This window comes from Varibaculum sp. GTC20041 (assembly GCF_055387755.1).
The window spans coordinates 706,238-726,499 of record NZ_AP041144.1; the positions used below are offsets into that span (position 1 = coordinate 706,238).

19 protein-coding genes are annotated in these 20,262 nt (G+C 51.1%); 14 read left to right on the forward strand and 5 right to left on the reverse strand.

From position 1 onward, the window contains the following. Window positions 1–23: 23 nt before the first annotated feature. Window positions 24–2,393 carry a DNA gyrase/topoisomerase IV subunit A gene (locus ACZ5BI_RS02950; RefSeq protein ID WP_464896816.1) on the reverse strand — a complete coding sequence of 790 codons (2,370 nt, stop codon included), beginning with the start codon at window positions 2,391–2,393 and terminating at the stop codon, window positions 24–26. Window positions 2,394–2,670: 277 nt separating this feature from the next. On the opposite strand from ACZ5BI_RS02950, the gene ACZ5BI_RS02955 reads away from it, so the two are divergent. Next, on the forward strand, window positions 2,671–3,840 hold the full coding sequence (locus tag ACZ5BI_RS02955; protein WP_464896612.1) for an alkaline phosphatase family protein: 1,170 nt from the start codon (window positions 2,671–2,673) through the stop codon (window positions 3,838–3,840). A gap of 39 nt (window positions 3,841–3,879) precedes the next feature. Here the strand turns inward: ACZ5BI_RS02955 and sepH are convergent, their stop codons facing one another. Continuing rightward, window positions 3,880–5,181 (reverse strand): septation protein SepH, encoded by a 1,302-nt coding sequence (gene sepH, locus ACZ5BI_RS02960; protein WP_464896613.1) that lies wholly within the window; start codon window positions 5,179–5,181, stop codon window positions 3,880–3,882. Window positions 5,182–5,349: 168 nt separating this feature from the next. Here sepH and ACZ5BI_RS02965 point away from each other — a divergent pair, with 168 nt between their 5' ends. Genes ACZ5BI_RS02965 through ACZ5BI_RS02980 form a run of 4 tightly spaced genes read left to right on the forward strand, consistent with a single transcriptional unit; the run spans window position 5,350 to window position 7,464 of the window. Continuing rightward, window positions 5,350–5,652: a DUF4193 domain-containing protein gene (locus ACZ5BI_RS02965; protein ID WP_024059129.1), complete on the forward strand. Its 303-nt coding sequence runs from the start codon at window positions 5,350–5,352 to the stop codon at window positions 5,650–5,652. A 9-nt stretch (window positions 5,653–5,661) separates the two neighbouring features. Next, window positions 5,662–6,393, forward strand: coding sequence for a DUF3710 domain-containing protein (locus ACZ5BI_RS02970; protein ID WP_464896614.1), 732 nt, complete (start codon window positions 5,662–5,664; stop codon window positions 6,391–6,393). Beyond that, window positions 6,393–6,728 carry a single stranded DNA-binding domain-containing protein gene (locus ACZ5BI_RS02975; protein ID WP_238127702.1) on the forward strand — a complete coding sequence of 112 codons (336 nt, stop codon included), beginning with the start codon at window positions 6,393–6,395 and terminating at the stop codon, window positions 6,726–6,728. Before ACZ5BI_RS02970 ends, ACZ5BI_RS02975 begins: the two co-directional genes overlap by 1 nt. Next, window positions 6,718–7,464 carry a DUF3159 domain-containing protein gene (locus ACZ5BI_RS02980; RefSeq protein WP_464896615.1) on the forward strand — a complete coding sequence of 249 codons (747 nt, stop codon included), beginning with the start codon at window positions 6,718–6,720 and terminating at the stop codon, window positions 7,462–7,464. The genes ACZ5BI_RS02975 and ACZ5BI_RS02980 overlap by 11 nt, the downstream gene beginning before the upstream one ends. Here the strand turns inward: ACZ5BI_RS02980 and ACZ5BI_RS02985 are convergent. Together ACZ5BI_RS02985 and ACZ5BI_RS02990 are read right to left on the reverse strand one after the other, a co-directional pair. Then, the gene (locus ACZ5BI_RS02985; protein ID WP_024059125.1) at window positions 7,461–8,162 is read right to left on the reverse strand and encodes a potassium channel family protein; all 702 of its coding nucleotides are present in this window, start codon (window positions 8,160–8,162) and stop codon (window positions 7,461–7,463) included. The genes ACZ5BI_RS02980 and ACZ5BI_RS02985 overlap by 4 nt on opposite strands. Before the next feature lies 1 nt (window position 8,163). Continuing rightward, window positions 8,164–8,871, reverse strand: coding sequence for a potassium channel family protein (locus ACZ5BI_RS02990; protein WP_238127699.1), 708 nt, complete (start codon window positions 8,869–8,871; stop codon window positions 8,164–8,166). 48 nt (window positions 8,872–8,919) lie between these two features. On the opposite strand from ACZ5BI_RS02990, the gene ACZ5BI_RS02995 reads away from it, so the two are divergent. The 5 genes from ACZ5BI_RS02995 (at window position 8,920) to ACZ5BI_RS03015 (ending at window position 15,038) form a co-directional block, all read left to right on the forward strand. After that, a complete protein-coding gene (locus ACZ5BI_RS02995) occupies window positions 8,920–11,088 on the forward strand; it encodes an APC family permease (protein WP_464896616.1) in 2,169 nt (722 codons plus the stop codon). 16 nt (window positions 11,089–11,104) lie between these two features. Further along, on the forward strand, window positions 11,105–12,595 hold the full coding sequence (locus ACZ5BI_RS03000) for a class I SAM-dependent RNA methyltransferase (protein WP_464896617.1): 1,491 nt from the start codon (window positions 11,105–11,107) through the stop codon (window positions 12,593–12,595). Window positions 12,596–12,753: 158 nt separating this feature from the next. Next, a complete protein-coding gene (locus ACZ5BI_RS03005) occupies window positions 12,754–13,287 on the forward strand; it encodes an LOG family protein (protein WP_278605892.1) in 534 nt (177 codons plus the stop codon). A 311-nt stretch (window positions 13,288–13,598) separates the two neighbouring features. Further along, entirely contained in the window at window positions 13,599–14,273 is a 675-nt protein-coding gene (locus ACZ5BI_RS03010) for a DNA alkylation repair protein (protein WP_316086691.1), read from the forward strand. 459 nt (window positions 14,274–14,732) lie between these two features. After that, window positions 14,733–15,038 carry a type II toxin-antitoxin system RelB/DinJ family antitoxin gene (locus ACZ5BI_RS03015; protein WP_316086690.1) on the forward strand — a complete coding sequence of 102 codons (306 nt, stop codon included), beginning with the start codon at window positions 14,733–14,735 and terminating at the stop codon, window positions 15,036–15,038. 574 nt (window positions 15,039–15,612) lie between these two features. On the opposite strand, the gene ACZ5BI_RS03020 is transcribed toward ACZ5BI_RS03015, so the two are convergent. Further along, window positions 15,613–15,897, reverse strand: a complete 285-nt coding sequence (locus ACZ5BI_RS03020) for a type II toxin-antitoxin system RelB/DinJ family antitoxin (protein WP_316086689.1) — start codon at window positions 15,895–15,897, stop codon at window positions 15,613–15,615. 374 nt (window positions 15,898–16,271) lie between these two features. Between ACZ5BI_RS03020 and ACZ5BI_RS03025 the strand changes: the two genes are divergently transcribed. From ACZ5BI_RS03025 to ACZ5BI_RS03040, 4 genes are read left to right on the forward strand one after another with little or no spacing between them, the layout of a single operon-like run. Continuing rightward, window positions 16,272–17,213, forward strand: coding sequence for a metal ABC transporter solute-binding protein, Zn/Mn family (locus ACZ5BI_RS03025; protein ID WP_464896618.1), 942 nt, complete (start codon window positions 16,272–16,274; stop codon window positions 17,211–17,213). After that, the gene (locus tag ACZ5BI_RS03030; RefSeq protein WP_464896619.1) at window positions 17,210–17,893 is read left to right on the forward strand and encodes a metal ABC transporter ATP-binding protein; all 684 of its coding nucleotides are present in this window, start codon (window positions 17,210–17,212) and stop codon (window positions 17,891–17,893) included. The genes ACZ5BI_RS03025 and ACZ5BI_RS03030 overlap by 4 nt, the downstream gene beginning before the upstream one ends. After that, complete coding sequence (locus ACZ5BI_RS03035; protein ID WP_316086686.1) at window positions 17,874–18,665, forward strand: metal ABC transporter permease; 792 nt, start codon at window positions 17,874–17,876, stop codon at window positions 18,663–18,665. Before ACZ5BI_RS03030 ends, ACZ5BI_RS03035 begins: the two co-directional genes overlap by 20 nt. 8 nt (window positions 18,666–18,673) lie before the next feature. Then, complete coding sequence (locus ACZ5BI_RS03040; protein WP_464896620.1) at window positions 18,674–20,092, forward strand: hypothetical protein; 1,419 nt, start codon at window positions 18,674–18,676, stop codon at window positions 20,090–20,092. Window positions 20,093–20,262 lie beyond the last annotated feature (170 nt).

Genomic DNA, 20,262 nt, shown 5'->3' on the forward strand with positions numbered 1-20,262 from the left:
TGGCTGAAAATAGCGCCTTAGCGCTACCCCAGGTAGTAGATTTGGCGTTTTAAGGCGCTACCAGAAGCGTCTCGCTTATCAGTTACTTCTGGCAGCGGCAGCGGGGACCCATCTTTGCTGAGGGCGCGCGGGGGAGTGGCAGTAATCGCCGCTAATGCCAAGTGGCTTTCACCCTTTAGGAAACGTTGACAGCGCACGCCCTGCCCGGCGCGTCCCTTTTGGGGGTACTGCAGCAAGGGGGTGACTTTGACGCTTGTTTGTCCGCTTCCCGACCCGGAAGTAGCAATTCCCGCGACTGTTACCACCAGGGAAGACTCTAGAGCCTCAGCGCTGACTAAAGCGGCGGCAACTACTTGATCGCCCTCGGAAAGTTTCATCCCGGAAATACCTTGACCAGTGCGTCCCTGGGGACGTACTTTATCCGCGGGGGTACGCAGCAGTTGCGCTGCCGAAGATATCAGCACAAAGGCGCCGTCATCGCTGCCACTGCCCGCGGCCACTACCTGATCGTCGGAGTCCAGCGTGATTATGGAATAAGAATCCTGAGTAGCCAGTACCTGGGGACGAATTCGTTTAATCACTCCACTGGAAGTGGCAGCCCACCAGGTAGGGCCGTCCTCATCGAGAGGAACCAGCCCCACTACTTCCTCGCCGTCCTCTAGGGGCAGCAGCCGTGAAATCGGAGGCGTACCGCGCAGGGAGGGCGCCGCTGCCGACCGTACCAAAGCGGGCACTTCCAAGGCAGTTAGCTTATATAAAGTGCCGTGGGAAGTAACCGCACCCACCTGGCCGCGGGCGGTGGTAAGGGCAGTGGAAATAATGGTATCCCAAGGTTCGCGCCCTGCCTCAGCAGATAAAGCTTCATGCCCGGGGAAGCGCGCCACCAGGCCGCCTGCCCCTAAGACTACAGTTGCCGGCTCATCTGGGATCTCCAAGGGGGTGTCTTGATCGGCAGTTAACTGGGCAGCGCCCTCTTCTTCCAGCAGCACTGTCCGCCGGGGATCAGAACGTTTTTGGGCTACTTCCCGCAGCTCGCTGGCCACCAGTTCTTGGCGTTTTTCCCGCGAAGCAATCAAGGCTTCCAATTCGGCAATTTCTGCGGTTAAGCGGTCACGCTCTGCCTCTAATTCCAGACGAGAAAACTTTGTTAACCTGCGTAGTTGCAGGGACAGGATGTGTTCGGCCTGCACTTCATCTAAGTCAAAAGCCTCCATTAATCGCGTTTTTGCCTGGGCGGAGTCCTCGGAGGCGCGAATAATCTGAATAACATCATCGATATCGAGGACTGCGATCAGCAAGCCACGTACCAAATGTAGCCGTTCTTGCCGTTTACGCAGACGATACTGGCTGCGGCGCATCACGATCTCCATGCGGTGATCTAGGAACACCTGCAGCATTTCTTTTAGACCCAGAGTGCGGGGCTGGCCATCGACCAGAGCCACCGCGTTAATCCCGAAAGAATCTTCCATGGGAGTGTGCTTGAACAGGGAAGCGCGCACTGCCTCCGGGTTAAACCCGGATTTCACCTCGATAACTAGGCGCAGATCATGTTCGCGGTCAGTTAAGTTAGTAACCGCGGAAATCCCCTTTAACCGGCCTTTTTGCACCCCATCCTTGATTTTTTCAATCACTTTTTCCGGGCCGACCATATAGGGCAGCTCGGTGACCACAATCCCCATCTTCCGGGCGCTAACCCGCTCAATCGAGGTCTTGGCGCGAGTACGGAAAATGCCCCTTCCGGTCTCATAGGCTTGGCGAATGCCATCCAGCCCCACAATAATGCCCCCGCCCGGCAGATCGGGGCCGGGAATAAAACGCATTAAATCTTCGGTGGTAGCCTGCGGGTTCTCTAGCAGATGAATCGCGCCGGCAACGGTTTCCCCCAGGTTGTGGGGGGCGATATAGGTGGCCATCCCCACGGCAATCCCGTTAGCCCCATTAACCAATAGATTCGGGAATGCAGCGGGCAATACTGCTGGCTGCAGGAACTGGTTATCGTAGTTGGGTACAAAATCGACGACGTCCTCATCGAGATTGGACACCATATCTTGGGCGGTCGGAGCCATACGCACTTCCGTATAGCGCGCCGCCGCCGGACCGTCATCTAGTGAACCGAAGTTTCCATGCCCATCTACCAGCGGCATCCGCAGGTTAAAGTCTTGTGCTAGGCGCACAATCGCGTCATAGATAGCGCTGTCACCGTGAGGGTGGAGCTTACCCATAACTTCGCCCACTACGCGCGAGCTTTTCACATGCCCCTTATTAGGCCACAGCCCCATTTCGCTCATCATATAGACGATGCGCCGCTGCACCGGCTTTAAACCATCCCGGGCATCGGGCAGGGCGCGCGCATAAATCACCGAATAGGCGTACTCCAAGAAGGAGGTGCGCATCTCCTCGGAAACGTCAATATGAGTAATCTTTTCCTCTACAGTATCCGGGGAGGAGGGCGCCGCTTTTTTCCGCTGCGGACGGGCAGTCACAGTTTTCGTGGGCGAGCTTACCGGTTTTTCTTTATTGTCTGGTTGGTCGAGGGCATCCGCTGCAGGCATGGCTGCAGAAAACAGATCAGGCTGACGGGGTTCATTCGACTTTTCGCTCACCTTAATATCAAAGCAAAAAACGAGGCACTAGTCAGATTCGGCTCGCGGATATGAGAAGATAAGAGGTATGGGTCACCGTGAGAAAACCACTACTGGAATGCGGATATGGGATATTTTACCCACGCTGTTCGGGGCGCTTAACTGGCGGGAAGAAACCGATTTTTCGGATGTGCTGCGGCCAGTAATTGGGGAAAATAGGCGCCGGTTATGCCTAGTCGCCATTGATGGTATGGGTCAGCAGCTACTCTTGTCGCGGCGCGGACATTTACCCTTTATGCGCCCCTATCTTACGCAGACACCGGACACGCTCGGCCAAGCGCTGCGAACCTGCGTGCCGTCTACTACGGTGGCTGCTCTGACCAGCCTACATACTGGGCTTTCACCTGCTCAAACCGGGATGCTCGGGTATCAGTGTTGGGATCCAGTTGCTAGGCGGGTGTTGAACTTAATTACTTTTGAAGGCTATGGGCGACCGGCTCAATCGTGGTGTGACCAGCCGACTCATTTTACTTATGCCCGAAATAGCGGTCTAGAGTCCCTGGCGCTCGTCCCGCCTGACTTTGTGGGTTCTAAGCTTAGTGACATCACTTTGCGCGACGCGAACTTAAAGGTGTCCGCGAAGCTTTCTGAGCGTTGCGCCCAGGCTGCTACAGCTTTTAAACAGGGGGCGGATTATGTATATCTTTACTGGTCACAACTTGATCATTGGGGGCATAATCTGGGCTGGTCTCATCCCCGCTGGTTACAAGAATTGGAGGCAATTGACCGGGCATTGTCGGAACTGCGCGCGCAGTTACCCCCTGACGTACTGTTGGCGATAACCGCAGATCATGGCATGGTTAATGTTACTGACGCTTCCACGGTTGATTTAGCCGAGTCAGAGCTAGCCTCCCAGGTGGCGGCGATCTCCGGGGAGCCGCGCGCCCTCCACGTTCACCTTAAAGAAAAATATCTAGGTCAGGACCCTGCCGGTAATCGCACCCGGAAGGCTCCTGATGCGTTGGTGCTGGTACAGTGGCAAAAACTACTTGCCGGGCGCGGTCAGATAATAGCTGACTACCGCCAGATTTACGGTGATATTAGCGAACCGGATCGTATCGGGGACTTCACCATTTTTGCGAAGGAAAACTATCAGTTTGTAGATTCTCGTTTTCATAGCCGGGGAGTTTTGCAAATGGTAGGAGTCCATGGCTCGCTTACCCCTGCGGAAATGGAAATCCCCCTAATTCTGGTTTAAACAGTAAGACTTGCAGCCTAGTAGGACGTATTCGAGTACTTACCGCGGCTTAGTACCAAAGACAATATCGTCCCAGCTGGGGATAGATTTACGGTGGGAACGTCGATGTTTACCTTTGGTTTTTGGGGTTTTTTCCCCGGAAGCCAGGATGGTTTTATCGTTTTCTTCAACGTTTTCCATTCCCGGCAGGACGAGAGCTTCCTGTCCGGGGTCAGCGCTGGGGGGAGGAGGGGCGGGGCGAGAAGGCTCCCCAGCTTTGTTCCTTGCCGAGCTTGCGGGGGCGCGTCTGGTTAAATCCAGGTTAAGAGCCTCCGCTTCGGAAAGATTGCCTACAAAAGTAGGTTCGCTACTATCCCACACCTGATCTAAGGGGCGTTTTTCTTGCGGAAGTTGCGCGGCGGGCTCCGCCTGGGGGATCGTTGATTTTTCCCTCAGTTGTTCGTCTTCTACGGGGCTGAAATCGCTTTGCGACTGCGCGGAAGCGGACACAGCGGGGTTTTCTTCCGCAGTAGGTGATCCCTGACGCTTACCGGAAAGGGAAACTATCTCCGCCGAGGTGCTGGCCTGAGTATCACCAGGTTCGCCCTCTAAATCGGAAATCTCCTCTAGCTCGGTTTCTTCGGGGAGTTGTAGATCCGGGGAAATATCACGTTTTCCGCGCGCGGCTGCCAGTGCTTCTAAGAGTGCCTCAGTACCGGTATCCGGTTTTTGTGGGGTATTAGCCTCCGGGGAAGTTACGGGGAAAAACTCTTCAAAACTCGATACTTTTGAAGCCGGTTGGGGAGCCTCGGTTAACCAGGTTGCTTCCTGGTCAAGGGCGCTCACTGTGGAAGAACCAGGCTCCATATGCCAACGGGCAGTCAAATCACGGGCATCTTGGGTAAAAGTCAAAATGATTTCCCAAGGACCTTTTCCGCCGCGAACCGCATCCCAACGCAGCGAAGCTGCCGCCACCCCGCGCGCTGCGAGACGATCTACGACTAGCTCCCCTAACCGCGGAGAATCTGATTCCCCTCCTATCTTACAAGATTGCGCCTGATTCGCAATGTGGCGACGCTCGGCCAAAATCGGGGTAGCGTAACGTTGTACTTTCGCCAGGGGAAGCTCAAACTTGTCTGCGATCTCGTTAGCGGTACTGCCGGCGCGAATCAGGGATTGGATTTTACGCGGAGGAACTGTTTTCTTCGGGCTTTGGGGCACCGCCTCCAAGTTGGGACGCTCCGGGCGCAGCGTGTCGCGAAGCTCTTGAGTGATGGCCAAGGCGTAGCGGGTGCCTTCCTCATCGTTGAGAATCAGCTGATTACCATCTGGGTGCAATCCCAACAGCTCTAGGTCTTTCATATTCCTCCGTTCCCTTGCTTCGAGATTGCCACGTTCAGGGGCTTTTTTTGCCTATTCGGCGCGGTGTGTCTGTCGTATCTAGCATTTTAGGGCTTGAAGTGTTAATATCCCCGCGTCTATTGTTTACTTAACTGTAGACCTAAGCACCATCTTTAGAAGGGACGAACCGTGGCAACAGATTATGACGCCCCCCGTAAAAATGAAGAGGAAGTCGAGCAGGACTCCTTAGAAGAACTGAAGGCTCGCCGCGCGGAGGCCAGCGGTTCCTCTGAAGTCGATGAGGATGAAAACGCTGCTGCAGAAGATTTTGAGCTGCCTGGCGCTGATCTATCTGGCGAAGAACTCTCTGTGCAGGTAATTCCGGCGCAAGATGACGAGTTTACCTGCTCGGTATGCTTCCTAGTTCAGCACCGTTCCCGCCTGGCGGGGGCAGTTGACGGCCAACCGGTTTGCCTTGACTGCGCTGAATAAACTGGCGTTATGAGATTTTTTTCTTCTCGACGTAAACGTTTCGATCAAGACGAATCTTTGCCACTAGCGGCAGACATCCCGGCCTCCGAAAAGCCGGAGGAGTCCGCTAACACAGCAGAGTCTTCTGCAGGGCAATCGGCCTTGGCGCCAATTGATGAGGAAGTTTCACCTAACGCGCAAACCTCTAAGCGGCAAGGCCCTTACAATGAGGGCGAGTCGCCGGAGGGCAGCGAGTTTCTAGATATGGGGGTTTTGCGGATCCCCATGATCGCGGGATTACAAGTTCTTCCCGTTCAAGACGCAAATGGCAATATCTTGGCTCTAGAGATAGTGTCGGGAACCGCTCAGATGCAGCTTGCCGCCTTCGCGATGCAACGTTCCGGGGGGCTGTGGGATGAGGTTCGCCAAGAGCTAGCTGACCAGCTCAAAGCGGAGGAATACCAGGTTTTTCCGCTCCCCGGTCCTTTCGGGGAAGCGGTGCTGGCGCGCCCCATCCCGGAAGGTAAATCAGCGGTTGAGGGAGCAATGCCCCTGCTCTTGTGGGGGATTGAAGGCGATCGCTGGCTGCTACGAGTCATCGTCAGGGGACAAGCTGCCGAGGAAGAATCCGCTCGTGAAGGCCTATTGGAAGTTCTAGGCGGCATGGAGGTAGTTCGCGGGAAAGAAGCCCACGTACCGGGAGAAGCATTACCGATCGAACTACCTGAAGAACTACTAGAGCAGTTGGGCGGGGGCGAGTAGTGGTTTCCGAAGAAACGAAACCTGCAGTTCCGGAAGGTTCGCAACCTCGGGTAGCCGCCCAAGTTTGTGAGGTAGCTGAGCGACAAAAAGCCTCACTGTTTGGGGTATTGCGTTCGGTTACTTTTCCTGCTCCCACCGGAGCTGGTTCCTTTACCGCAACCCTTTTTGACGGTACCGGGTCAATAGATGTGGTGTGGCTAGGGCGGAAAAGTGTTCCCGGGATTAAAGCTGGGATTCGTTTAGCGGTGCAAGGGATGGTTATTGCTCGCTCCAGCGGACTTTGTGTTATCAACCCTACTTTTCAGATTGAGCCGGTTCGCGCTAATGAACAGTAACCTAGAGTCAAATGATGACCGCGTTGAGCAGCCGCAATTACCCCCCTTTTTACCGGATGCTGACCCGCGGGGACAATCCTCACTTTCAGGACAGTTAGGTGGTTTGGGATCCCAGTTAGGATCGCAGCAGTTTTCGATGCGGGAAGCCATCGGCGGGCCTTTGGGGGCTTTGGAAGCTACCTTACCCACCATTTTGGTAGTGGCGATCTATCCTTTTACTAATTCTCTGCGCCTGCCGGTTATCTTGGCACTGACAGTGACCGTTATCTTCGGAGCGATCCGTATCTTTCGCCACCAAAGTTTGCGCCAGGTGCTAGCCGGCCTTGCCGGCACGCTAATCAGTGTTTTTTGGGCCTGGCGTAGCGGTCAGGTGGAGAATTTTTTTGCCTTTGGTTTTTGGATAAATGGGGTTTACTCCGTGATCCTGCTGGCCACTATCCTGGCTCGCCGACCTGCCATCGGCTGGCTGGTAGCTGGGACTGTCGGTAAATTGGATAGCTGGCTCCGTCCGCCATTCCGCAAGTTTTATGAGCTTTCCCGGCTTTGCACTTGGCTCTGGATAGGGCTTTTCACCTTGCGATTAGCGGTGGAACTACCCCTGTACTACGCAAATCTGTTGGTTCCCCTGGGGGCAGCGCGACTCATCTTAGGGTTGCCCGCATTTGCCCTGGTAGGTTATTTTAACTGGGCTCTACTGCGAGCAGAAACCTCCCGCCTACGTGGCAATGACCGCTAGTCTTCTTGCGCCGGATCAGCTACCTCTTCAGGCGGGGGTGCAAACAGGGCAGTTATTTGCTCTAAATCCTCTTCGGCTTTGGAACTAAATAGCATCAAGAGTTCATCGAGTCCTTGCAGCAAAGTATCAGGGTGGGGAGCAAGCGGACGCGAATCACGTAAAACTGCTGCTAATACTACCGAAGGAGGCAGGTCGAGGGCGGACAGGGGCTGCCCGGTTAAGTCAGAATCTTCGGGAACGGTTAGCGAATACATGTTGGTGTCAGAAGTGTGGAAGCGGAACAGATGTACCGGAATGCCCACAGACACTACTTCTTCTACTAAGGAAGTCATCACGCGCGGGGTAGAAACGGCCACGTCTACTCCCCAAGCATCATCGAAGAGCCACTCGTTTTTGGGATTATTGACCCGCGCCACTGTCTTAGGTACCCCGAACTCGGTTTTTGCCAATAGGCAAACCACCAGATTCACTTTGTCGTTCCCGGTAGCACAAACTACTACGTCGGCCTCGCTGATCTCGGCTTTAGAAAGCGTATCTAGGGAGCAGGCGTCCCCTAATACCCAGTCTGCCTGCGGAATCGATGCTACTTCCATGCGGGATGGATGATTATCGATCAAGGTAACTTCATAACCATTAGCTACCAGTTCTCGGGCAATAGAGCGTCCTACCGAGCCGGCTCCGGCAATCACTATTCGCATATTAATCCTCCTGCACTGGTGGTCGTTTGAAAGCCCGCTCTATCTGGGCTGCCCGCTCCGAAGGGACGGTACATATCAGTTCGTCGCCCTCTTGAATTACCAGGGAAGAAAGGTTGAAATAGGGGTCACCATCGCGGCCAATATAGGCAACTTTGATATCCAGAAGTTTTTGGGTCTGCTGTAAAGACACCCCCACCCAGTCTTCACAAGGGAAAATGCGGAGCATCTTCACCTGATAAACCGAATCAGAATACGCCAGCTGGGTATCGTCCGGCAACATTAGTCGCAGCATTTCCGAAGCGGTCCACGATACCGGAGAGGTCGTGTTAATGCCCAGCTTGCGGTAGATTTCTGCGCGGCGAATATCGTAAATCCGGGCAACTACCCGATCAATCCCAAAAGTTTCGCGCGCAATCCGGGCTGCCAAAATATTGGTGTTATCTCCGTTAGAGATGGCAGCGAAAGCATAAGCTTCCTCAATATTGGCACGCTCTAGTACTTCCCGGTCGAAGCCAATACCGGATACTTTTTGCCCTGAAAAATCAGTGGGAAGTTTTCGAAAAGCGTCGGGGTTGGAATCGATGATAGCAACCGAATGTCCCTGTTCGTCCAAGGTCTGTGCGACTCTGGCACCTACTCGTCCCGAGCCTAATACTACGAAGTGCATGGAAGTAGCGTAAACCTTTTCTGGGCTATTTTCAGCTTTCAAACCAGCAGAAACTATTAGTTTTGACTTAATAGTGGGATGATCGGGGGTGTGAAAGACGACAAAGAACGCTGGCAAACCCCAGCCCTGCGTAAGCCACAGCTGATGCGGGAAGGGCTATCGAAACGCTACGCCCTCCCAGTTTTTGCTTCGAATGCGCTGTCTTCGGTTTCCTACGCCCCGGATCAGATTCTGTTGACGCTAGGAGTAGGAGGAATCGTAGCCTCTGGTATTTCCCTCTGGGTGGGGCTAGCGGTTTTCGCAGTTATGACGGTGGTGATTATTTCCTACCGCCAAGTAGTTTTGGCCTACCCGCGCGGAGGGGGCGACTACGAGGTGGCGCGGCAAAACCTGGGACAACCGGCCGCTTTGATTACGGTAAGTGCGTTGCTCGTTGATTATTCTTTGACGATTGCGGTTTCTACCACGGTGGCTGGGCGTTATCTTTCGTCTTTATTTCCCTCCCTTAGCGTCCACCCGGTTTGGGTGGCACTGGGAATAATAGTCATCTTGACGGGATTGAATCTTTCGGGGATGCGCGAGTCCGGAAAGCTATTTGCCATCCCCGCCTATCTATTTATGGCAGCTATTGCGCTGCTAGCCATCTTTGGGTTCGTAAAGGAAGCCCTGGGTACCTTAGGGCTGGCACCGACAGCGCAGATGGAAATCTTACCGGCTGCTCCCTACCAAGCGGGGCTTACCGGTCTGGGGGGATTGATCCTGTTTTTAAGGGCGTTTTCGGGCGGCTGTGTAGCCTTGACCGGAATTGAGGGAATCAGCAATGGGGTGCCGGCTTTTAGGAAGCCGCGCCCTAAAAACGCGCGGATAACCCTGGCGGTTTTTGCTCTGATAAGCGCGGCAATGATGTTTTCTATGCTGCACCTGGCGAAAGTGACGGGAGTAAAAGTTCCGGCTTTTGACTCCCAACTGCTCAGCGCGGATGGCCCGCTTGAGGCTAGAGAAGTATCTCCGGTGATTGCGCAACTGGCGAATACTGTTTTTTCTGGGTATCCAATAGTGGCTTCGCTGGTGATTATATTTACCGCTGTCATCTTGATTTTTGCTGCTCACAGCGCCTTTAACTGGTTTTCGCAACTTACCCAAGTGTTATCCCGGGACGGGTTTTTGCCGCCCCAAATTTTTCGGCGAGCAGATCGAAGTTCCCTCTCCCCAGTTATTTGTGTTCCGGCTTTGGTAGCCGCAATTCTGATCGTGGTTACCGGCGGTCAAGCCCCCAAGCTAATCCAGATGTACATTATTGGGGTTTTTATTTCTTTGACTGTTTCACAACTGGGGATGCTCAGATACTGGAACTCGAAACTGCGTTTACGGACTTTTGAAAAGAACCGGAAGATATTGCGTCGCCGTTGGCTGGTAAACGCGCTCGGTTTCTTTTGTACCGCCATGGTGCTGGTGGTAGTGACTGCTTCTCGGATTACCCGCGGTGCCTGGGTGCCTTTAGTCATGATGGCAATCGTTTTTGTTCTCTTGTGGAAGATTGGGACCTACTATCAGCGCTTAAGCGGGGAAACTGAAGTGGTTGATTTCGCTACTGCGCGCTCCTTGCCTTCCCGGGTACAAAGCCTGGTGCTGGTTTCTAGCCTCGACAAACCCACTATGCGAGCCATCTCCTATGCTCGTGCCTGTCACCCGTCCTCGCTGTCTCTTGTTCACGTAGAGATTGAAGCTGATGATTTTGCCCGTCTTAAAGAAAGTTGGAGGCAAAGCGGGGTGGAAGTTCCACTGACGGTGCTGGCTTCACCCTTCCGGGATATTACCGGGCCGCTGCTGCAACATGTGCGCTCTTTGCGTCACCGCTGCCCCCGTGACCTGATAGTTATCTATATTCCCAGCTACCAGGTGAAATATCCTTGGCAAAAGTTTTTACATAACCGATCTGTAGAGCGCCTCCGCCACCAGCTGCGGGCTATGCCGGGGGTATTAGTGGTGATGGTGCCGTGGAACTTCTCCCGAACCCGCAAGCAGGCAGATCAGCAAGGAGGGGTAGCCGCGTTGCTTCCTCCGGAAGAGTACCGCCAGTCTTCCCCAGTATTTGGAAGGAGAGCTCAAGATATTACCCGGGGAGCATTTGTGGGCGAGAATGACCATCTTCCCTGGATTAATGGTGTCCACGGTGGCTGGGGAATAGAACAGTCGTCCTCGGGTCGTAAATCTTCTGCCCCTGAGGATGTCCAGCCCGATTTTTCTGCTGATTTTTAAGATTGAGCATTAGCTTATGAGCGAAGTTTCCTTGCAACTATTGCGTCCGGTTCATGGCGGTTACTGCCTGGCGCACCGGGACGGTCAGACCTATATGGTGCGTTTCGGACTGCCCGGAGAGCAGGTAAAAGCTGTCCCGGTCGCTAAAAAAGGCAAAGTTATTTTTGCCGAGGTGAGCGAAGTACTTGAGGCTTCGGAGCAACGGCAAACGCCGGTGTGGGCTCTGGGCGGGCCGGGAGGAAGTGGCGGGGCTGATCTTTGCCACGTGAAACTGCCGTTCCAACGCATCTGGAAAGCTGAGGTGTTGGCGGATTGCCTGCGACGCCTCGGAGGCGAGGAAGTTTACGCGCAAGCATTAGCGGTAAGCGGGGGAGAGCTACGTTGCCAGGACGTAAGTAGTGGCTGCGTGGGCGCGGGTACTCAGGACGCATATTCGGCATCGGGAGCCGCGGGCGGTGCGGGAGCGGATAACCCTAGCGGTGAGGACGATCTGAGCGGCGAGGACGGTTTGAGGTATCGTCTGCGCGCAGATTTTGAGGTTAGTGCTGCCGGGCGGTTGGCGATGACTAAATTCCGCGGGGAAGAACTGATAGAGATCGACAGTTTTCCCTTGGCAGATTCGGTGATCAGCGAATCATCTTTGTTTAGCGACCCCGCCAGGTGGAGCCAGGTTTTTACGCCCGGAGGGCGCATCCGGGCTTGGGCGAGTGCTAACGGGCTGAGAGTGTGGAATGGGCACGCCCTCTTTGATGAATCGGCTAGAGAGCTTGCAGAAAAGAATGTGCGTTTAACGGTTTCCGGTTTCGGCGACTACTTGGTGGCACCGAACGGTTTCTGGCAGGCACACCGCCAAGCAGCACGGATTCTATGCGAACAGGTAATGGCAGCGGCGACTAGCGATTACGGGCTAGGTGACGGAGTATTTACTGCTCAGGGTGAGGGCCTTGGAAACCTTGTCAGTGGCGAGATTGCCGGGAGTGCTGAGGCGAGCGAACGTAGGGCCGCAGACGCGAGTAACGACCGCCCGCTGACACCCGGGAACCGACGGTGGAAAGAAGTCCTGGAACTGTATTCGGGTGCCGGGCTGTTTTCGCGTCCGCTAGCTAGCATTCTGGACAGGGGAGGACGTCTCACAACTTTGGAGGGGTCAAAGCCGGCAGTGAAAATGGCGCGCAAGAACCTGTCGGGAGTGCCTGGACGCCTACAGATTCGCGCCGGCAGGGTGGATGCCCGGACGCTCGCGGATTATGGCGGCAAAATGAAGGCGTCGTCCCTGGTAGTAATGGATCCGCCGCGTAGCGGCGCGGGACAAAAAGTGATGGCAGCGCTGACGCGCCTAGAGCCGGAGAAGATTATCTACGTGGCTTGCGATCCGGCAGCTCTAGCCCGCGACCTGAAAGCCGCCGTATCCCACGGCTATCAAATCGCGTCCTTGCAGGCCTTCGACCTCTTCCCCCACACCCACCATCTGGAGAGTGTCTGCTTGATGGTAAAGACCAAGGGTTAAATGGAATAGAAAGGCTTGAGGATAAGGGGCTTCTAAAAACTATCCAGACTTGGACAGATGATGGATTGTGTATTTGAGGTTGATGTATACGCAATTTTCATCTAATGCGCTATAAAACACATAAAAGAAACAAATCGGAATTTGAGGACAAAAATTTTATGAATATTACCGTTTATCTTGGTGCAAATGAAGGGAATGACCCATGCTTAAGAAAAAAAGTCGAGGAATTAGGTTCGTGGATTGGAAATAGCGGAAATTCGCTAATCTATGGTGGCTCTAAATCCGGACTGATGGGTATCGTTGCGGACAGTGCTTTGAATGCTGGAGGTGAAGTAATAGGTATTGAACCCAATTGTTTTATCGAAAACGAATTTCAGCATGATGGATTAACCAAGTTAATCGTGACGAAAGATATGACAGAGCGTAAAAACAAAATGATTGCGTTGGGTGATGCCTTTATCTCCTTCCCTGGTGGCACGGGAACATTGGAAGAAATTGCGGAGGTCATGTCCAAGGTGTCTTTGAAACAACTGGATGCACCCTGCATTCTTTATAACCTCAACGGTTACTACGACGATTTGAAAGCATTTCTGAATCATATGATTGAAAAAGGACTTTCCTCCAAAGAGCGCCAAGAGGGAATCTATTTTGCCGAAAATCTTGCCGAGATAAAAAGGATTCTAGAATTTTAATACCTTCGCGTGTGTAAGGAAATAATAAGGAACAGGTAAATAAGTTCCCAAAGCTCAAAGAGCTGTATTACGAAGATACCGGATGGACAGGGTTTGAACTGTCTGAACGGATTCTGTAACCTCCGGCTCCGAAGGTAGTGCACGTATTAATGATCGCGCCGATGTATCATTAGAAGGATTAAGGATATGTTTCGAACAATCAACACTAAAATCGACTTTTTTGCTGCAGTCATTCCATGTGGTGAGTGTATATTTAATGCCAAAAATCTATAGCTGAACAGTAACGTAGAATAGTTTGGAGAATGGGGTAAGTGAATATAAAAGAAGAATTATTCGCCTTGCAGGATATTTCGTATGCGGATTTTCAGGCGAGATTGATCCCGAACATCCCTCGAGAAATGTTTATAGGAGTCAGAGTTCCCCGGGCGAGAAAGCTTGCCAAAATGCTTGCCAAGGAAGGGAAATCTTCGCAATTTCTGAGCGATTTACCGCATAAATACTATGACGAAAACATTCTCCACGGACTACTTCTTTCCGAAATCAGGGATTATGGTGCCTGCATTAAAGCGGTCGATCAGTTTCTGCCTTACGTAGATAATTGGGCTGTTTGCGATGTCTTGTCCCCAAAGATTTTCAACAAGCATAAAACAGCACTTTTGGGGAAAGTCAAAGAATGGTCAACATCGGATAAATCGTATACCTGTCGCTTTGGCATTAAGGTGCTAATGTCTTACTTTCTTGATGATGATTTTAGTCCTGCATATCTGGAAATACCCGCTTCTGTTAATAGCGAAGAGTATTACGTCCAAATGGGCATTGCCTGGTTCTTTGCAACTGCTTTGGCAAAGCAATGGGAAGCGAGCATTAAATATATCGAAGAGAACCGCTTAGAACAATGGACTCATAATAAGGCGATACAAAAAGCCCGCGAAAGTAAGCGTATTACACCAAAACAAAAAGACTATTTAAAATCTCTCAAACGGTAAAAATCAGTTTCAGTAGATTTTGAATCCTGCGCTTACCAGGTATTTCTCTTATCAACTGCCCTCTTGGGATGCGCATACGGTAAGACTGTCTGATGTAAGGTTTTTTTGGTGATTTGAACGGGTTGTTTTGATCTCACGCGCGTAATAAAACACCTCAAGATCTGCCGACCTGCCTCTACTCCAAGAACCCGCCTTCGGACTTGCAGGCCTTCGACCTCTTCCCCCATACCCACCATTTCGAGTGTGTTGCTTTGCTGTCGAGAGGTTAGCGGGAGGGGTGGTGTATTGTTACCTTTGTATGGTAGGGAGCAAGGTTCTATCGTTAGAGGGATTAAGCCGTTTCCTGCGATTTTTGAGTGCGATTTGGCTTTTAATCTTACCGATGAGTGTAGTTTGCAAACGTAATTGCAATGCCAATGCAATGTTATATAATCATCGCAAGAAACAAGGGGTGGTTATATGGCAAAAACAGCTAACTTGTATACGCGTATTGATCCTGAACTAAAACAGCAGGCAGAGTATATATTGAATTCTTTGGGTCTTCCTCCTTCTAGTGCTATCACCATGTTTTATAAGCAGGTGGTTTTACAACAGGGGCTTCCTTTTGATGTGAAATTGGGGTACAGAGAGCCGCGTGATGTAAGTTCTATGACTCAAGATGAGTTGAATGGCGAGTTAGAAAAGGGATACAAGTCGGTTTTATCTGGTGATGTGAAGTCTGCGGATAAGGTGTTTGAATCTTTGCACAGGGAATTTGGCTTATGAGCTATGCAGTTTGCATATCACATGAAGCAGAAGAGGACTTACGTGGCATTTATGCATATATCACCTTTAATTTATTGTCACCTAAAAATGCTAGAGGACAAATAGACAGGATAGAAAAAGCAATATTGGGTCTTAATCAGTTCTCTCTTGCGCATCGTTTAGTTGGCTTTGAGCCCTGGAGAAGTCGAGGTTTAAGGATCATGGCGTGCGATAATTTTCTTATTTTTTTATTTTATTCGCGAAGGAAAGCAGGAAGTTGTGATTTCCCGTGTTCTTTATGGGAAACGGGATATTGAAAAACTTATGAATGGTGGTTAAACCTTTTTGCGATATTTTCCCATCGTAAAACGGGCGTACCAACTGTCGAGGGAAACACCAAGCCGGGGCGCAGTTGCCTGACACGCTTCCCGCAAGTACGTTTTCTCTGACCATGCCGATTCTCGACAAGGCAAATCACTCGATTCTTCGCGTTCTGATCAAATCCCTTGGGTGTAATCCAGATTGTCCCTCTACTCAAACGGAACAAAACCTGGAACTCTTCACCTGGCTGTTGTCTGCAGCTCAAGCATAAAACTTAATCCTCGGCATCTAGGTCTTTAAACAGTTCTTCAGGTGAGTTGTAGGTTTTGGTTTGAACCTTGACGGAGAAAATATCGCGAGCTTCAGCTAAATCAGCCAGGGTTTCAATATTGTAGCTTGGCTGCTTAATGGCGAAAGGAAAACCGCCTTCCATAATGGAGGTGCGTAAGAAAATGTTGATGGCATCAGTAATAGAAATGCCAAAGCTGCCAAATAAATCTTCCGCATTATGCTTTACATCTGGTTCAATCCGGATGTTGATATTTGCAGTTTTGGCCATGGTTCTATGCCTCCTGATGCTTAAATGCTACTGAGTGTGTAAAACAGTTGCAATACAAATCTAGAAGTTATTTCCTCGTTGTGGCGTTAGGTTCAGGGCTCAGTGTCTCCAGGTTGAGTGGTTAATCTCGGAATAGGGAACTAGCTTATTTCTATTCTCAAGTCCTCCATAATTGCGGTCTTTACCAGCGCGTTCCGACGATTGGCGCTATTTCGTTCCGACGATTGGCGGTAGCGGAGGAGTGGGCAGCCTCGCCCTCCCGGGTTCGTAACTGTCCTCAACTCTCCTAAATTGATAACCATTCTCATTACCGTTAAGATTTGTGAGTAAGTAAAAGTCAGATCAAACCAAACTAGAAAGCCGTTAGGAATATCGTGCAAAAAAATAGACTAAAAGTACTGGTCTCTTCCATCATTGCCGCCATTTTTCTGCTGTCTACGGTCGGATGTGCAACCAGCTCTCAAAGCGCGAATGTGGGCAATAAATCCGAGTCGAAAAAACCCCTCCTGTATGCCACGTTTTTCCCGGTAGCCGACCTGAGTAAACAAATCGTGGGTGACAAGATGGAGGTAAAGTCCGTGATTTCGGGCTCTCAAGAACCTCACGATTTTGAACTGCAAACTGCCCAGCGGGCAGAACTATCTAAAGCCGACTTGATTGTTTACAACGGAGCCGGCATGGAAAGCTTTATCGACGACCTCCGCGAGAGCCTTGGGAGTGAAGAAAATTTCCTTGATTTATCGCAAGGGCTAACGTTACTAAAAAACAAAGATGCCGCGCGCACTGATGACACCGCAATCAACCCTCACACTTGGCTGAGCGTAAAAAATGCGCAAATCGAGTTACAAACCATTTGCGAAAAAGTAAGTGCTATTGACCCTGATAATGCCGGCTACTACCGGGAAAATCTAAAGAAAGCCCAAGAAAAGTTCCAGGCACTAGATAAAAAGTTCCAACAAGAAATAGCTAAAATCCCTGTTGAAAAACGCTACTTTGTTGCCTCTCATGCGGCCTTTAACTATCTGGCGGACGACTATGGGCTAAAACAGGTAGCAGTCACCGGAATATCTCCCGAGGACGAACCTTCGGCTAACCAATTGGCTACCATTGCTGAATTCGTTAAAAAGCATCAAATCAGCACCATTTTCTTTGAAGGTAAAGCCACTCCGAAAGTAGCGGAAACTCTAGCGCGCACTACCGGAGCGAAAACCGGAACTCTTTACACCATGGAGTATTTAACTAAAGAGGAAGAAAACCGGGGATACCTCGGGCTAATGCAGAAAAACCTCACTAACCTGATGGAATCCTTCCGATGAGTAAGGTACTGGAAATAGAAAAACTCCACTTTACTTACGGAGAATATCCGCTCTTGCAAGGAGTTGATCTCTCGCTGGCAGCCGGTAAATTCGCGGCGATAGTAGGAGGAAACGGTGTCGGAAAAACCACTTTGATGAACCTGATCCTCGGAAAACTCAAAGCAGAAAAAGGAGAAATCCGGCTATTTGGGGATTCGCTAAGCTCCGATAACCACTATCGCGACCTCGCCTACCTGTCCCAAGAAGCTGTCAGCAGATACCGGAACTTTCCTACCACGGTTAAAGAGCTACTGAAGATGTATTTAGCGCAGCTTAAACAGAAAACAGCCCCGGAAGCGTTACTGGAAAACGTTGGGTTAGCGGCGGTGCAAAATCATCGTTTAAGTGAACTTTCTGGCGGGCAATTGCAACGGGTAGGTCTGCTCGTGGCTCTGCTGAAACAGGCGCGCCTAATTCTTCTTGACGAGCCAACCGGTGGGGTAGACCAGCAGTTCTCTCTAGAGCTATATCAGATATTGCGCCGGCAATGCCTAGCCGGCAACTCCGTCCTCATGATTACCCATCATCTAGCGGAAGCCGCCTTGTTTCTAGATGAAGCCTACCGCCTTGAAAGAGGAATCCTGACTCGCCTTCAGCTGGAAGAATATAAAAGGAGTTCCGGTGAATCTGCTTGCCTATGACTTCATGCAGCGCGCTTTTCTGGTAGGAACCATCCTGGCAGTACTTTTACCCCTAATCGGATTGCCGATTGTGTTGAAGCGGCTGTCAATGATGGGGGATACGCTCTCGCATTCCTCCCTCGCGGGGGTAGCTGCCGGGTTAGCGTTCGGGTTTAATCCGCTAGTAGGTTCGGTGGTTGCCTGCGTAATTGCTGCTTTAGGGGTGGAGGCGCTGAGGGCTCGTTTGCGTGCCTATCAAGAAATATCTACCGTCATTATTTTGGCTGCCTCAATCGGGCTGGCTGGGATTTTCACCAGTTTCTCCGGTGGTTCTAGCGCTATTACCACCTATCTATTTGGCTCGATAGTTACCCTTGGTGACCTTGAGTTATATCTGGTGTTGGGGGTGGGGCTGGTAGTTTTAATCATTTACAAACTTCTGTACCGTCACCTTTACCTCACCCTATTTGATACTGAAGTTGCCAGATTATTGGGGATTAACTCCCGAAAGCTGAACTTTGTGTTCTCGCTGCTGGTGGCACTGTCAGTCTCGGTAGCCGCTAAAACCATTGGCTCGTTGATAGTGTCCTCTATCCTGGTTATCCCCTCAATTTGCGCTATGCAATTGGCTAAAACCTATCGCGGTACGCTCCTAGTTTCGATAGGAGCCTCCCTCGTGTTCGTGTACGCGGGGCTAATCATCTCGTACTACCAAAACCTGCGCCCCGGCGCGGTAATCGTCCTCATATCCGTATTCGGGCTGCTTACAGCCTTGGTCTTTCGCAAAAAGTAAGGAGAAAAATGAAAATTAATAAAGTGATAATTGGGGTTGCAGTGGCATTAACCCTGGTGCTTACCTCAAGCGCATTCGCGTTGGGGTTGGCTTTTGGGGGCAGCAATGAATTTCAATCCCGAGGGAGTGGTATCTCCACTGCGGGAGGCGCGAGAGTGCAACCAAAAGAGCCCAAATATAAGCAAGATGAAACCACTGAAGTGTTAGTAGACGCGGAAGTTGCTAACAATGAGATTGTAAGAGTCAGGAAACATGGGGATCACTGGCATGTATACACTAAGGACGGTCGGGAAATCATTACCTACACTGACCCTTCAAAAGCAAAGAATGCTGGTCAGCTAAAAGGAGCTGCGAAAGTAGTTTCTACTTCTCAACTGTCCTCGCTCGCGTCAAACGGGGTAGTAAAGATATTGAAGCACGGTGATCACTACCATGTCTACACTGCTGATGGTCGAGAGTTTATTACCTATAGTGATCCGCGCTCTCTATATCCTGGGGTTGCGGTCGGAACTTATAACGGTAGTCACGGGAATGGAAAAGTAACCGTACCTAGCGTATGGTCACCGCGTCCGGCTGGCCCGTCCTCCCCATTTAACCCAGCACTTAGCTCCAAAGGAAACAAAGGAACGGGCGGAAGCCATACGAAACCGGCTCCGGGAGGAAAACTGCCTTTTGTGTCGGTCGTTTCCTTGCAGCAGCTGGCGAAACTACCAATCGCCAAGATTTTACAACACGGAGATCATTATCATGCCTACACCAAGGACGGGCAGGAATATATTACTTACGATAATCCTGCCAAGGTGTTCCCGCGAATCAAGATTGGGCAATACACCGGCTCACATTCCGGTAGCGGGAGTGCAAGCAAGCCCGATAAAGGGCAAACCCCAAAGCCGGAAGCAGAGCCAAAGCCAAAGCCTAAGCCGGGAACTGGAAAACAAGACCCCAATGATCCGGAACGGGTAGTAAGAATTGAACGCCACGGTGACCATTGGCATCTGCACTTTGCCGATGGGCACGAGGGGATTAGCTATACGGATCCCTCCGCGCTATATCCCGATATTAAAATCACGGAATATCAGGAAGAAAAACCGAAAGATACTTCGCCGATTGAGGAAGATGAACGTTTCACTTATGACGAGGTAGAAGCGAAACTGATTGTGCCCTTAAAATACATTACTTATGGAAATGTCACCCATACCACCCGGTATGACCACGAAAACCAGCGGTTTGTGATTCCTCATTACGATCATTACCACTACATGACTTTGGATACGATTATTCAGTTCGCCAAAGGTGGTAAAGACAATATGTTCCATGGGTACAGCGCCCGGCAGGTGGTTGCTACCTTGAAGTATTTGATAATGCACCCTGAGGCTCGCCCCAAGGGAGAAAACGGGTGGGGGAGCGCCGCTGAGATTGCGCCCTAAAAACTTCTAGGAATACTTTCTGGAAAGTAACGTAAAAGAAAATTAGGTAAGGAAATTCTTTTATAAATCCTTGACGTTTAGGGATGCAATTGTGCCCGCGGGCTGAAGACAGAGTGACGCTCTTTCTTCAGCCCGCGTACTCGTCCTCTCAGGTGGAAAGGATTTTTCAG

What these genes read in the sequence shown, in the direction of transcription:
- ACZ5BI_RS02950 (WP_464896816.1), bottom strand. Translation starts at nt 2,393, where the DNA reads ATGCGCACCTCCTTCTTGGAGTACGCCTATTCGGTGATTTATGCGCGC.
- ACZ5BI_RS02955 (WP_464896612.1), top strand. Translation starts at nt 2,671, where the DNA reads ATGGGTCACCGTGAGAAAACCACTACTGGAATGCGGATATGGGATATT.
- sepH (WP_464896613.1), bottom strand. Translation starts at nt 5,181, where the DNA reads ATGAAAGACCTAGAGCTGTTGGGATTGCACCCAGATGGTAATCAGCTG.
- ACZ5BI_RS02970 (WP_464896614.1), top strand. Translation starts at nt 5,662, where the DNA reads ATGAGATTTTTTTCTTCTCGACGTAAACGTTTCGATCAAGACGAATCT.
- ACZ5BI_RS02980 (WP_464896615.1), top strand. Translation starts at nt 6,718, where the DNA reads ATGAACAGTAACCTAGAGTCAAATGATGACCGCGTTGAGCAGCCGCAA.
- ACZ5BI_RS02985 (WP_024059125.1), bottom strand. Translation starts at nt 8,162, where the DNA reads ATGCGAATAGTGATTGCCGGAGCCGGCTCGGTAGGACGCTCTATTGCC.
- ACZ5BI_RS03000 (WP_464896617.1), top strand. Translation starts at nt 11,105, where the DNA reads ATGAGCGAAGTTTCCTTGCAACTATTGCGTCCGGTTCATGGCGGTTAC.
- ACZ5BI_RS03005 (WP_278605892.1), top strand. Translation starts at nt 12,754, where the DNA reads ATGAATATTACCGTTTATCTTGGTGCAAATGAAGGGAATGACCCATGC.
- ACZ5BI_RS03015 (WP_316086690.1), top strand. Translation starts at nt 14,733, where the DNA reads ATGGCAAAAACAGCTAACTTGTATACGCGTATTGATCCTGAACTAAAA.
- ACZ5BI_RS03020 (WP_316086689.1), bottom strand. Translation starts at nt 15,897, where the DNA reads ATGGCCAAAACTGCAAATATCAACATCCGGATTGAACCAGATGTAAAG.
- ACZ5BI_RS03030 (WP_464896619.1), top strand. Translation starts at nt 17,210, where the DNA reads ATGAGTAAGGTACTGGAAATAGAAAAACTCCACTTTACTTACGGAGAA.
- ACZ5BI_RS03040 (WP_464896620.1), top strand. Translation starts at nt 18,674, where the DNA reads ATGAAAATTAATAAAGTGATAATTGGGGTTGCAGTGGCATTAACCCTG.